14 protein-coding genes and 1 tRNA gene are annotated in these 11,958 nt (G+C 68.9%); 9 read left to right on the top strand and 6 right to left on the bottom strand.

Going from position 1 to position 11,958, the window contains the following annotated elements; translation table 11 throughout:
• The first annotated feature begins 31 nt into the window (after positions 1-31).
• A tRNA-Ala gene (locus G406_RS0135445) sits at positions 32-104 on the top strand.
• 372 nt (positions 105-476) lie between these two features.
• Positions 477-1,706 (top strand): cytochrome P450, encoded by a 1,230-nt coding sequence (locus G406_RS0135440; RefSeq protein ID WP_211241367.1) that lies wholly within the window; start codon positions 477-479, stop codon positions 1,704-1,706.
• A 193-nt stretch (positions 1,707-1,899) separates the two neighbouring features.
• Here G406_RS0135440 and G406_RS57495 read toward each other — a convergent pair whose 3' ends face one another.
• The gene (locus G406_RS57495) at positions 1,900-2,523 is read right to left on the bottom strand and encodes a TetR/AcrR family transcriptional regulator (RefSeq protein ID WP_037080235.1); all 624 of its coding nucleotides are present in this window, start codon (positions 2,521-2,523) and stop codon (positions 1,900-1,902) included.
• Between the two features lie 83 nt (positions 2,524-2,606).
• On the opposite strand from G406_RS57495, the gene G406_RS51930 reads away from it, so the two are divergent.
• Together G406_RS51930 and G406_RS0135425 are read left to right on the top strand one after the other, a co-directional pair.
• Positions 2,607-3,491: an oxygenase MpaB family protein gene (locus G406_RS51930; protein ID WP_064743133.1), complete on the top strand. Its 885-nt coding sequence runs from the start codon at positions 2,607-2,609 to the stop codon at positions 3,489-3,491.
• The gene (locus tag G406_RS0135425; RefSeq protein WP_051343183.1) at positions 3,488-4,792 is read left to right on the top strand and encodes a cytochrome P450; all 1,305 of its coding nucleotides are present in this window, start codon (positions 3,488-3,490) and stop codon (positions 4,790-4,792) included. The genes G406_RS51930 and G406_RS0135425 overlap by 4 nt, the downstream gene beginning before the upstream one ends.
• A gap of 1 nt (position 4,793) precedes the next feature.
• Here the strand turns inward: G406_RS0135425 and G406_RS0135420 are convergent, their stop codons facing one another.
• Positions 4,794-5,333: a YceI family protein gene (locus tag G406_RS0135420; RefSeq protein ID WP_028937497.1), complete on the bottom strand. Its 540-nt coding sequence runs from the start codon at positions 5,331-5,333 to the stop codon at positions 4,794-4,796.
• Positions 5,330-5,887 (bottom strand): TetR/AcrR family transcriptional regulator, encoded by a 558-nt coding sequence (locus G406_RS0135415; RefSeq protein ID WP_028937496.1) that lies wholly within the window; start codon positions 5,885-5,887, stop codon positions 5,330-5,332. The genes G406_RS0135420 and G406_RS0135415 overlap by 4 nt, the downstream gene beginning before the upstream one ends.
• 55 nt (positions 5,888-5,942) lie before the next feature.
• On the opposite strand from G406_RS0135415, the gene G406_RS0135410 reads away from it, so the two are divergent.
• A complete protein-coding gene (locus G406_RS0135410; protein WP_245607327.1) occupies positions 5,943-6,443 on the top strand; it encodes an AAA family ATPase in 501 nt (166 codons plus the stop codon).
• On the opposite strand, the gene G406_RS0135405 is transcribed toward G406_RS0135410, so the two are convergent.
• Positions 6,415-7,158: a GNAT family N-acetyltransferase gene (locus tag G406_RS0135405; protein WP_051343126.1), complete on the bottom strand. Its 744-nt coding sequence runs from the start codon at positions 7,156-7,158 to the stop codon at positions 6,415-6,417. The genes G406_RS0135410 and G406_RS0135405 overlap by 29 nt on opposite strands.
• Positions 7,159-7,439: 281 nt before the next feature.
• Between G406_RS0135405 and G406_RS0135400 the strand changes: the two genes are divergently transcribed.
• From G406_RS0135400 to G406_RS0135390, 3 genes are all read left to right on the top strand, one after another.
• Positions 7,440-8,306 (top strand): SCO6745 family protein, encoded by an 867-nt coding sequence (locus G406_RS0135400; protein ID WP_425414662.1) that lies wholly within the window; start codon positions 7,440-7,442, stop codon positions 8,304-8,306.
• 88 nt (positions 8,307-8,394) lie between these two features.
• A complete protein-coding gene (locus G406_RS0135395; RefSeq protein ID WP_028937492.1) occupies positions 8,395-9,045 on the top strand; it encodes a DUF899 domain-containing protein in 651 nt (216 codons plus the stop codon).
• Positions 9,046-9,110: 65 nt separating this feature from the next.
• A complete protein-coding gene (locus G406_RS0135390; protein WP_028937491.1) occupies positions 9,111-9,410 on the top strand; it encodes a PASTA domain-containing protein in 300 nt (99 codons plus the stop codon).
• 5 nt (positions 9,411-9,415) lie between these two features.
• Here the strand turns inward: G406_RS0135390 and G406_RS0135385 are convergent, their stop codons facing one another.
• Both G406_RS0135385 and G406_RS51925 read right to left on the bottom strand, forming a co-directional pair.
• The gene (locus tag G406_RS0135385; protein WP_028937490.1) at positions 9,416-10,075 is read right to left on the bottom strand and encodes a TetR/AcrR family transcriptional regulator; all 660 of its coding nucleotides are present in this window, start codon (positions 10,073-10,075) and stop codon (positions 9,416-9,418) included.
• On the bottom strand, positions 10,072-10,449 hold the full coding sequence (locus G406_RS51925; RefSeq protein WP_051343125.1) for a hypothetical protein: 378 nt from the start codon (positions 10,447-10,449) through the stop codon (positions 10,072-10,074). The genes G406_RS0135385 and G406_RS51925 overlap by 4 nt, the downstream gene beginning before the upstream one ends.
• Before the next feature lie 144 nt (positions 10,450-10,593).
• Here G406_RS51925 and G406_RS57490 point away from each other — a divergent pair, with 144 nt between their 5' ends.
• Positions 10,594-11,925, top strand: coding sequence for a hypothetical protein (locus tag G406_RS57490; protein WP_156935323.1), 1,332 nt, complete (start codon positions 10,594-10,596; stop codon positions 11,923-11,925).
• Positions 11,926-11,958: the final 33 nt, after the last annotated feature.

Here is an 11,958-nt window from a genome sequence, read left to right as displayed (position 1 = left end):
GTCCACGAGGGTGCTGTAGGTTTAACTTATTGGGGCTGTGGCGCAGCTGGTAGCGCATCACACTGGCAGTGTGAGGGTCAGGGGTTCGAGTCCCCTCAGCTCCACCCGACTCGGAGGCTCATGCTCATGGAGAGCATGAGCCTTTGTCGTGTGGTCATCGCATTGGGGGGCCGAGCCCCCCAAGCCCCCCACGGTGCGGTTGGTTCCTGACTCGGCCTGGTCACCCTCTGGGTGGGTTTCTGGCTGGGTCTGGTTGGCCTGTGGGGTGGGTTTCTGGCTGGGTCTGGTTGGCCTGTGGGGTGGGTTTCTGGCTGGGTCTGGTTGGCCTGTGGGGTGGGTTTCTGGCTGGGTCTGGTCGCTCTGGGGGATGGCGGCCTGGTGGGTTTTGCGCGAGTGCTGGTGCTTGTGCTGGTGTTTGTGTTGACCGGTGGGCTTTCGTCGTTAAAACTAGAACGTATTCTAGTTTTGATGGGTGGGTGTCTTCCTTGGGTGTGCGCGATGTGGGGCTGGACCTGTTCGATCCGGCGACGGTCGAGGATCCCTACCCGTTCTTCGAGACGCTGCGGCGGGAGGCGCCGGTCCGGCGGATTCCTGGGACCAACACCTTCCTGGTGTCCAGCTGGGCGTTGGTCGCTGAAGCGGCACGGCGGACCGAGGACTTCTCGTCTCACCTGACCAGCCTCGTCGTACTGCGTGACGGGGCGGCGGGAGAGTTCCCGATGGGGGCGGACGAGTCCGCCGTGCACGTGCTCGCGACTGCCGACGAGCCCGACCATGCGGCGCATCGGAAACTTGTTCTACCCAGCCTCGTTGCGCGGCGGATCCAGTCGATGCGCAGTGAGGTCGGTCAGCAGGTGGAGCAGCTGTGGCGCGACGGCCTCGTCGGCGATCGGATCGACTGGGCTCGGCACATGTCCGACCGCCTGCCGCTGACCGTGGTCGCCACCCTCATCGGGCTTCCGGCCGAGGACGTGCCGCAGCTGCTGACCTGGGCCTACGACAGCACCGAGCTACTCGGTGGCGTCGTGCCCGCCCAGCGCCTCGAACAGCTGATGGCCTCCACCGTCGAGCTCGTCGGCTACCTCACCGACCAGTACCGAGCCGCATGCGCCACCCCACCCGACGACCTGATCGGTGACCTGGCGAGAGCATCCGCGCACGGCGCGATCAGCGACGAGGTCGCGATACTCATGCTGGTACAGCTCGTCGCGGCCGGCGGCGAATCCACCGCGGGCCTCATCGCCAACGGCGCCCGGCTGCTGGCCACCCACCCGGCCGTGCAGGACCAGCTCCGGGCGGACCCGACGCGCATCGGAGCGTTCCTCGAAGAAGCACTCCGCCTCGAATCGCCATTTCGGGGCCACTACCGGCACGTACGGGCAGAGACCACGCTCGGCGGCGCGACCCTGCCGGCCGGCAGCCACATCCTGCTCCTCTGGGGCTCCGCGAACCGAGACGCGGACACCTTCGAACGCCCGGACGACCTGATACTCGACCGCCCCAACCTACGCAGCCACCTGGCCTTCGGCCGGGGCGCACATTTCTGTGTCGGGGCGAACCTCGCACGAATGGAGGCGACTGTGGCGCTCAGCACCCTGCTGGCGCAGAGCGCCACCGTGACGCTCGCCCCGGACACCGCGCCGGTCAGGACCCCGAGCATCTTCGTCCGCCGCCACGACACACTCGTCCTCGAGATCGCCCGGTGAGCGATCGGTCCCCGGCTCGGCCGGTCGCGGTGCAAGACTGACGACTCCACCGTCGTCTGCGAGGACACCGATGAGCACTCGCTGCCACGTGTGTGGTGCACCCACCACCGCGACCACCGCTGGGCGTAGCACGCATCGCCAGTGCGACACCGACGAGAGCAACCAGCCCCCACCCGATCCGGCGGCGAAGTGATCACTGCCGTGCGGGGCCGGACCTTGGTCGGGTGTGGAGCAGCGGGACCAGGTAGGTCCAGGCGAAAGTTCGCAGGTCCTCATCCGAGTCCAGGGGGATGTGGCTGCCCGGCGTCAGCCGGATCGAGCTCGCCAGACGGATGATGATCTCGGCCGCCGCATCGGGATCCGCCTCGATCGCGGGCCCCGGGGACCGGCGCAGCTGGTCGGCCAGGAACGAACGCATCAGGTCCAGCATCACGTGCGAGTGCGTCGTGAAATACGGCAGCACCGTCTCCGGCTCGGACTCCAGCAGCCGCGCCAGCAGGTCATCCGCCCGGGACTGGCGGGTGCCGAACACGAACGCCTCCACCAGCCGTTCGTCGACCGTCGGCAGAGCCTCCACCTCGCGCACCATCTCCACCAGACTGCGACGCAGCCGGCGCATCACCACCGAGCGGACGAGCTGCTGCTTGTTGAACCGCCGGTACAGCGTGGCGCGAGCCAGCCCGGCCTTGACCGCGATGCTCTCCATGCTCGCGCGGCGGATGCCGAAGGCGACCAGCTCGTCCTGCGCCGCGTCCAGCAGTCGCCTGGTTAGTTCTTCGTCGTCCGTCGCGGCGTCGACGACCAGCTCACTCAGCATGATGTCCCCGATCCTAGGTCGTTCCGCCGCACGGTACCCGTCACAGGGTTGCATCAAAGATGCAGAGAGGCAATTATGCATCTATGTCTCTCTCCGAAGCTCGGCACGACCCCGCCTCCGCACGGGGCAGGGTCGTGGAGCCGTTCGGGCCCTCCTCGTTGATCTGGCGGTACCTCGGGGACGTCCGCTACCAGGTCGGTGCGCGGGTCGCCACGACGCTGCAGGTCATGCACCCGGCGATCGGTGCGTCGGTCGCCGATCCGGACCTCTCGGTGTTCTTCACCGAGCCGATCGCGCGTGTCCGACGGTCGACCCCGCTGATCATGGGCGTCGTGTACGACGGCAAGGCCAGCCACGACACGGCCGACGAGCTGCGCCGCCGTCATGAGGGCGTCAAGGGTGTCGACGAGAACGGCAAGCGGTACCACGCGCTCGACCCGGAGGTCTTCTACTGGGCGCACGCGACGTTCGTGTATCTGCTGTTCGCCAGCATCGAGCACTTCCACGCCCGACAGCCCACCCCGGCCGAGCTGGAGCGGCTGTACCAGGAGTGTTGTGACTGGTACCGGCTCTACGGGCTCAGCGGCCGGCCGATGCCGGCCGACCTGGCCGGTTTCCGCGCGTACCTGGACCGGATGATCGCCGACGAGCTGACGGCGACCGAAACGGCGTTGCGCGGTAAGGCCATGTTCGGGAATCCTCGGACCATCCCGCAGGACGAGATGCCGGACTGGCTCTGGCGGATCGTGGCGCCACCGGCGTTCGGTTTCGTCAACTTCGTGAGCAGGGGGCTGATGCCGCCACTGGTGCGCGACAAGATGGACTACCCGTGGACCGACGCCGACCAGCGCCGGTTCCGCCGCGTCGCGTGGGTCTTGCGCACGATCCTGCCGAAGTTGCCCAGGAGACTCCGTTACGGCACGGAAGCCCGCCGTGCCTTCCAACGGTCAGGATGGCCGAGCCGATGAACCAGCGCACCGTCGCCCCCGACCCGGTCCGTCCGGGCCTGCTCGACCTCGAGTTCTGGGCGCGCCCGGAGAGCGAACGCATGGCGGTCTTCGCCGAGCTGCGCCGCCTCGACCGGCCCGCCTACCTGCCGTTCGAGTACCGCATGCCGGTCAAGCTGCGCCGAGCCGGCTTCTACGGGCTGGTGCGGCACGCCGACGTGAGTGAGGTGAGCCGGCACCCCGAACTGTTCAGCAGCGAGCCCTCGGCCAACTCGTTGATCGACATGCCTGCCTGGCTGGACCCGTACTTCACCTCCATGATCAGCATGGACGACCCTCGGCACGCCCGAATCCGCAAGGTGGTGTCCCGGGCGTTCTCCCCCCGGTTGCTCAGCAAGATCTCCGACGACCTGGCCCGCCGCGCCTCCCGCATCGTCGACGACGTGCTGCGCGACGGTGCGGACGACTTCATCACGCAGGTCGCGCAGCGTCTGCCCATCGAGATCATCTGCGACATGATGGGCATCCCGAAGGATCACGAGGACACCGTCCTGCGGCTGACCAACACGATCCTCGGCTTCAACGACCCCGAGTACACCGGTGTGCCGCGCGCGAAGCTGCTGCGGCCCGGCGGGGTGAGCCCGGCCGGCGTGGTCAAGATCAGTGCGCGGCTGGTCCGCGCGGGTATGGCGTTGACGAAGCTGGTCCGTCAACTGGGTCAGCAGCGCGTCGCCGAGCCCCGCGACGACCTGATCTCCGCGCTCGTCACCAACAACATCGACGGCGACCGGCTCACTCCTCGCGAGGTCGGCACATTCTTCATCCTGCTGGTGGTCGCGGGCAACGAGACCACACGCACCGTGCTCGCCCATGCGCTGCGGCTGTTCACCGAGCATCCCGACCAGCGAGAACTGCTCGTCTCCGACTTCGACGCACGCATCCCGGGTGCGATCGAGGAGATCGTGCGCCACGCCTGCCCGGTCATCCAGTTCCGGCGCAACGTGACCCGGGACTGTGAGCTCAACGGCTTGCGGCTGCACGCGGGGGACAAGGTGCTGCTGTTCTACAACTCGGCCAACCGGGACGAAGCGGTCTTCACCGACCCGGACCGCTTCGACATCACCCGCTCGCCCAACCCACACCTCGGGTTCGGCGGCCCCGGCCCACACTTCTGCCTCGGCGCCAACCTGGCGCGCCGCGAGATCACCGTCATGCTGCGTGAGGTCTTCACCCGGATGCCCGATGTCAGGATGGTCGGTGAGCCCGAGTACCTGCTGTCGAACTTCCTGAACGGCATCAAGCGGATGCCGTTCGCGATCTGACCTACTGCACGGCCTCGACGTCCAGGTCGATGGAGATGTGGTTGCCGGCCAGGACGCCGCGGCGGTCCAGCGGGACGGGGAACCGCACGCCGAAGTCCTGCCGGTCGATCGCGCTGGTCGCCGTGACCCGGACCCGGGGCCGACCGTCGGCGTCGGGGAAGAACCGTGTCTCCCGCACCAGCAACGGAACGGCCCGGGTCACCCCTCGGAGGGTGAGCTCGCCGTCGACCCGCCACGACTGACCGTCGACCGCGACGCCGGTCGAGCGGTAGGTCATCAGCGGGTGGCTCGCGACGTCGAACGGGTCCTTGGCCAGCGTGCCCTGGTCCCGGTGCGCGTTGCCGGTGTCCAGCGAGGCCGGCTCGATGTCGACGTGCACCGAGGACGCCGCGGGCTGCTGGTCGGTGACGATCAGGCCGGTGAACCGGTCGAACGTGCCCCTGACCTTGTGGACGAGCAGATGGCGTATCCGGAAGCTCACGATGCTGCGCGCCGGGTCGATCGTCCAGGTGCCGGGGAGGTATCCGGGGACGTGGGTCATCGGGCCTGCGCCTGGACGAGTAGCCGTTCGAGTTGGTCGAGCACGTCCGGTGCGGTACCGGGGTCGAGGATCGTCCCCTTGACCGCCGCGATGATCAGCGACGCGATCGTCGCCGGATCGAATCCCGGCGCCCACGACATCCGTGCCAGCTGGGCCTCGACGGGGCCGCGCCAGTTCTGGTCGCTGCGGTCGATGATCGCCCGGATCGCGGGGTCGCGGTTGGCGCGCAGGTTCAGCTCGCACAGTACGACGAACAGCTCGGTGCGGTCCCGCACGGCACGGCCGGTCAGCCTCAGATGCCGGGTCACCTGCTCGACGGGCGTCCCGTCGAGCCGCAACGTCTCCGCGAGCTGACCGGTCGCATAGCTGACGACCTCGCCGATCAGGTCTTCCTTGGTCGGGAAGTAGTGGTGCAGCGTCGAGTGATCGAGGCCCACGGCCTGGGCGACCTCCCGCAGCCGCAGCCCCTCCATGCCCTTCCGGGCGATGAGCTCGAACGCCGCCAGCACCAGATCGTCCCGGCGACTGCCGGTCCTCAGGACGCTCGCTGTCACGCGCACTCCTCTCAACCAAGTGGTTGGTTGGACCTTAGCAGCCTAAGGTGACCTGGTGACGGTTGTCCTGGTGACGGGTATGTCAGGCACGGGGAAGTCGGCCGCGCTGGACGGGCTCGCCGGGCGCGGCTACCGCGTCGTCGACACCGACTTCGGGGATTGGATCGCTGACCTGCCGCTTCCCGACGGCTCCGGCACGGAACCGCAGTGGCGGGAGGACCGGATCGATGCGCTCCTCGTCGAGCACGAGCGGTCGGGGGAGCCGTTGTTCCTGTCCGGCACCGTGTGGAACCAGGAGAACTTCTATCCGAGGTTCGGCCACATCGTGCTGTTCAGTGCGCCGGTCGAGGTGATGCTCGACCGCATCGCGCGGCGTGACTCCAACCCGTTCGGCAAGAGCGCCGAGGAACGTGACCGCATCGTGGCGGACACGGCGGAGGTCGAACCGCTGCTCCGCGCGTCCGCCACGATGGAGATCGACACCAGGCGGCCATTGGATGCCGTGGTCGATCAGCTGGCGGCCCTGGTCAGCGAGAGATGTGCAGGATCTCGGTGACCTGTCGATACCCGATCGCCTCGTAGAGGCACTTCTCCGGTTCGGCCTCGGGCGTCAGGAACGGCGTGCTGATCCCGGCCGCGGGACAGGACCGGGTCAGCAGCCCGGTCATGGCGGTGGCGATGCCCCGGCGACGGAACGGCGCGCGGACGCCGATCGCCGCCAGCTCGCTGACGCCCTTGTGCGGTGCGCCGCACAGACCGCCGCCGACCCCTCGGCCGGTCGCCCGGTCGGCGGCCAGCACGACGAGAGCACCGCGGTCCAGTGTCCGGCGCAGCCGGGCGACGTCGTGGTCGGTGACACCTGGCTGCAGGTACGCCTCGTTGCACGCCTCGGCGACCTCGCGCAGCTGCTCGTCGCTGTGCGCGAGCAGCAGCTCCACCTCCGGTGGCGCCGGACGTGAGCGGACCTCGGTGGGCGGACAGGTCATGATCGGTAGGCGATGTTCAACGGTGAACCCCGCCGCGAGCAGCGCCGGTTCCACCTCGGGGCACAGGTCGGGCAGATACTCGAAGCGTGGCGTCCGGCCACGTTCGGTGAACGCCGCGACCAGTTCGTCGACCTCCTTCTGGGTCGGGACGGTGGTGTCGTCGGGTACCGCGTAGTTGCGGAACAGTCCGGCGTCGTGGGCGTCGAACGACACCAGGAACGGGCCCACTCGGTGGGCCGGCGCCATCAGGGCGCGCAGGTACTCGTGCAGAAGCTGATCGAACACAGCTGGGATTGACCTTTCAGCGGGTCAGAAAAGAGCAGGACGAAGCGGGCCGCTCAGCGCAGCGGCGTCCGGCGGCCCGTGGTGGGCGCCAGCATGGCCTCAGTCCTTCAGTGCGTTCGCCAGGTGTGAACCTCTGGACCCTAGCGCGCCTGTCACCCCGATATCCCGCAGGTAGAACCTCGTGAGTGTTGAGTATGGCTATAGCCACACCGAACACTCACGAGGTGGGAAGCGGTCTCCGTTGTCAGCGGGCGGTCGGTTCCGGAGGTAGCGTCCGGCACGTGGATCACATAGTGAGTGGACGGATCGCGCGTGGGCTGGAGCCGTTCCACGCGATGACCTATTTCGCGCCGGAGACCGAGCAGTACCTGGCCGCGGCGGGACTCAAGCCGGGACGGATGTGCTACTTCGCCGGCCGGGGTGCCCCGATGGGCGCGGTCTCGGCCTCCGTGGTCGCGGCCACGTTCTACAACTTCAACCCCGACATGGTGGCCCGCCACATCCCGGCGGCATGGTCGCTGGCCACGCCATCGGCGCTGGTCGATGCGCGGTTCGCGGCCGTGGACGCCGCGCTGCGCAGACTGCTCGGTGACGAGCTGATCGCGTCGCCGGAGCTCGCCGAGGCCGCCGAGCTGGCCCGTCGCGTCGCCCAGCTGTGCTGCTGCGAGGGACGTCCGCTCGCGGCCGCGCACCTCGAGCTCGACTGGCCGGAGCAGTCGCACCTGGTGCTCTGGCACGCGATCTCCATCCTGCGTGAGCATCGAGGCGACGGGCACCTCGCCGCGCTGCTGGACGCCGATCTGAACGGGCTGCAGGCGCTGATCACCCACACCGCGACCGGCAAGGGGTTCCTGCCGTCCTTCGCCAAGGCCAGTCGTGGGTGGAGCGACGAGCAGTGGGACGCCGAGGCCGACGTGCTGCGCGAGCGGGGCGTTCTGGACAGCGGGGACGAGCCTGCGTTGACCGAGGTCGGGGAGGCGCTGCGGCAGCGGATCGAGGGCGAGACGGACCGGCTCGGCGGTGGCCCGTGGAGCGCACTGGGTGAGGACGAGGCCGTCCGGCTCGGTGAGCTCGTGCGTCCGCTGGTGCGCACCCTGCTGAAGGCAGGCTGCTTCCCGTCGGAAGGTGTTTTCACCCCCAGGGGCTGATCGGCGGGTGCGGGCTTGACTCGGCGTGTTCGCGGCCTATATTAAACCAAGTAGCTAATTAACTGTCTGGTTTAATATGGAGGTAGCGATGGGCCTGCCGAGTGTCGTGTCGGAGTCGGAATGGCGGACCGAGCGCGCGAAGCTGCTGGTCAAGGAGAAGGAACTGACCCGGGCGATGGACGCGCTCAACGCCGAGCGTCGACGGCTGCCGATGGTGGCGATCGACAAGGAGTACGTGTTCGACGGCCCGAACGGTTCGTCGACGCTGCTCGATCTGTTCGCGGGGCGGCGCCAGCTGATCGTCTACCACTTCATGATGTCGCCCGGCTCCGATCATCGCTGCCCCGGCTGCTCGCTGGTCGCGGACAACGTCGGTCACCTCGCCCACCTGCACGCGCGGGACACGACGCTCGTGTTCACCTCACCCGCGCCGCTGGCTCAACTGGTCCAGTACCGGGAGCGGATGGGCTGGTCGGTGCCCTGGTACTCGGTCGAGCGCAGCGACTTCAGCGCTGACATGGGCGCGCCGGTGTATCACGGGTTCAGCGTGTTCCTGCGCGACGGTGACCAGGTCTTTCGCACCTACTTCACCGACGGCCGCGGCGGCGACATGCTGATCGGCACGTTGCGCTACCTCGATCTCACGCCGCTCGGACGGCAGGAGGCGTGGGAGGAGCCGTCGGGACGGGGTACCGACGGCCCGGGTCACTGGTGGCGGGTGCACGACACCTATCGGTGATACCGCTGGGACTGATGAGGTCTCTACGCTGCGAATCCGGCGCGGGCTGCCTACCCTGGTTCGGCATGGGACAACGCGAAGAACTCACGGTGGTCCCGGCACTGGTGGGAATGCCGCCGGCCGTGGCCCACGACGCCGCGCTCGACGCACACCTGCTGGCGGTCGACCAGGACCCTGCTCACACTCCGACCAGCGCGGGCGTCGTCGCCGCGCAACAGCCCGAGCCCGGGCTGCGGGTGCCCACCGGCGAGCGCGTCCGCATCTGGGTGCGCACCGGCGGGCCGGACGGTGGCGGAGGGGGAGGCGGCGGCAAGGTTCCGCTGCCGACCGGGCCGAAACCTCTCGCCTCGCTCGGGACCAAGTAGTCGTCTCAGGCTCGGAGCATGCCGATCAGGTCCACGGTCTGTCGGGTCAGCGGGCGCAGCACCGGGAGCCGGGACAAGCGGACGAGTCGGGTGACCATCGGCACGGTGTGTTCGATCAGCGCGCGGGTCCGGGCGGTGTTCTCCGACGTGTCATGCACCCAGTACAGGACGATGCCCAGCTCGTAGAGCCACAGCAGCTCGGGCAGGGTGGCGCCCAGCTCGGGGCCGATCCGCATCGAGGACCCGTCGATCAGCTCGCGGAACAGGGCGATCGAGCCGTCCCTCGCCGGTGACGACGTCGTGCTGAACGGCGACAACGGGTTGTCCGGCTGTGCTGCGGTGGCGAAGAACTTGCCGGCGAACTCGTGGTACGGCTCGGCGGCGTCGAAACAGGCGTGCAGTACGCCGCGCAGGCGTTCGGCGAAGTCGGTGCTGGCGGCGAACACCGAGGCGCAGGCCCGCTGCTGCTCCGCCAGCATCTCTTCGTAGAACCCCTGGACCAGCTCGTCCTTCGAGGCGAAGTAGTAGTACGCGTTACCCACCGACACGCCGGCCTCGGATGCGACCGCGCGCATCGTCGTGCCCTGATAACCCTGCTCGCGGAACAGTCGTAGCGCGGCGGCCACGATCTGCTCCCTGGTCCGTTCCGACTTCGGACCGGTCATGAACGCGCGCGCATCGCCGAGGTGAACTCCTCGTCCAGCTCCGCGCGGCGATGTGACTCCTTGATGCGGTCGAGCACGACCAGGGTGAGGCCGTACGAGGCGGCGAGGACGAGCAGGATCACGCCGAGCCGCGTGACGATCGACTGCAGCTGCCCGTCCACCGGCGGGTCGATCGTCGAGATGATCGCCAGGATGCCGAGTGCGAACAGGTGGAACCCGACCGTGACGAGGCGCGTGATTCCCGCCGCACGTGGCGCGGAATACACCTCTTCCAGGAGCGACTGGCCGCTGCGACGGAGGATCACCCCGACCAGCGCGGTGAGTGTGACGCCGGCGACAAGGAGGACGAGATAGCTGGTCAGCTCGCTGTTCATGGGGGTCTCCCGTTGTTTTGAACGTGTTCAAATCCAGTAGACACCTCTGTGGGAACAAGTGCAAGGTCGGCGGCTGTTGACCAGATGAGTGCCCTCTAAGATTAACTTTGCTAATTAGCTGTTCTAAGCGGTATAACCGATTGTGTGAGTGAGTACGTGCCCGGCGAGCTGCGGGCGCTCGATGCGGATCTGGTTCGGGACGTGGCACTGCCACCTGTCGAGGCCGTGATCCGGCGAGCAGGCTCGATGAACTGGACCAGAACGGCCGCGACCGCGGCGGTGTTGACGGTCGGGGCACTCGGTGGGGTCACCGTGCTCGCCCAGTCGATCGCCACCGGTGGGGTTCCGCTGCCGATCCCGGTCGCGCTGTCCCCGGTACAGCGACACCCCGCGCCGATGGTGCTGGCGGCCGACCCGCCGTCGGCGCCGATCATCGCCGAGGTGCTCGCGCCCGGTCGCAGGCTTCCCCTCCCGGTTGCGCGGCCCGATGACTCCGACGGAGATCTGTCGCCGGTCGTCCACGACGACGAGGACTCCTCGGACGCCGGTCACCACTGGTACTGGAACTTCGGGGACAGAGACCGAGACCACCGCGACGGCCACCACTGGCGCCCCGGCCACGATCACGACTGGCCATGGCCAGGGACTGGGCCAGGAACAGGCCCGGGTACTGGACCGGGAACGGGCCCGGGGACCGGTCCGGGAACGGGCCCGGGGACTGGCCCCGGCACTGGTCCGGGGACTGGCCCGGGTACTGGACCTGGGACTGGACCGGGGACCGGTCCGGGAACGGGCACTGGGCCGGGCACGGGCCCTGGGACCGGTCCGGGGACGGGCCCCGGCACTGGACCGGGGACGCCTCCCGCGACCGGGGCAGGGGCAGCACCCGGAGCTGGGTCGGGTACGAACCCGGGCACGCCCTCGGGCACCGGCGCCGCGAATGCACACGGCCCGGGCACGAATCCGGGTCCGGAGGGTGGTGCGCCCGCTGGGTCGGAAACGGTCAGATCGTCGGGACAGCCGGCCCAGGACAGCTCAGCGCCCTCGGCGGGAACCGGCGGCGACTCCGGTCGCGGGCAGGGTTCGGCGACTGCCGGCCAGGGTCGTCCGACCCAGCCCGGCGACGCCGGACGGTCGCAGGGCACGAGCAGCGGGAGGCCCGATCGCGGCTCGGCGGGCGGCAAGGACTCGGGTCAGTCATCCGGTCGGTCGGACAGCCGTGGTCAGTCCGGTGGTGGTCACAGCGGTGGCTCCGGTGAGAGCCGCCAAGGCGGCGGCGGACATGGCTCGGACGGCGGACACCAGTCCCGGGGTGGCGGCGGGTCCTCCCACAGCGGCTCGGGTCACAGTTCCGGCGGCGACTCTCACGGCTCGGGCTCGCACGGCGGCGGCTCAGGTGGCGGCGGTTCACACGGCGGCGGCTCAGGTGGTGGCGGTTCGCACGGCGGTGGCGGTGGCGGAGGCCACGGGCACTGACCCACGACCTCGCATACCCAGCCTCCACCTCGC

The sequence above is a fragment of the Actinospineispora spinosispora DSM 44797 genome, from assembly GCF_000429025.1.
Lineage (GTDB): Bacteria > Actinomycetota > Actinomycetes > Mycobacteriales > Pseudonocardiaceae > Pseudonocardia > Pseudonocardia spinosispora.
The sequence above is the reverse complement of the archived record's forward strand: the minus strand, read 5'-3'. Positions and strand labels throughout refer to the sequence as shown.

Bases quoted from the DNA above. Each gene is read 5' to 3' on its own strand.
- G406_RS57495 (WP_037080235.1), bottom strand. From the start codon at position 2,523: ATGCTGAGTGAGCTGGTCGTCGACGCCGCGACGGACGACGAAGAACTA.
- G406_RS51930 (WP_064743133.1), top strand. From the start codon at position 2,607: ATGTCTCTCTCCGAAGCTCGGCACGACCCCGCCTCCGCACGGGGCAGG.
- G406_RS0135425 (WP_051343183.1), top strand. From the start codon at position 3,488: ATGAACCAGCGCACCGTCGCCCCCGACCCGGTCCGTCCGGGCCTGCTC.
- G406_RS0135420 (WP_028937497.1), bottom strand. From the start codon at position 5,333: ATGACCCACGTCCCCGGATACCTCCCCGGCACCTGGACGATCGACCCG.
- G406_RS0135395 (WP_028937492.1), top strand. From the start codon at position 8,395: ATGGGCCTGCCGAGTGTCGTGTCGGAGTCGGAATGGCGGACCGAGCGC.
- G406_RS0135390 (WP_028937491.1), top strand. From the start codon at position 9,111: ATGGGACAACGCGAAGAACTCACGGTGGTCCCGGCACTGGTGGGAATG.
- G406_RS0135385 (WP_028937490.1), bottom strand. From the start codon at position 10,075: ATGACCGGTCCGAAGTCGGAACGGACCAGGGAGCAGATCGTGGCCGCC.
- G406_RS51925 (WP_051343125.1), bottom strand. From the start codon at position 10,449: ATGAACAGCGAGCTGACCAGCTATCTCGTCCTCCTTGTCGCCGGCGTC.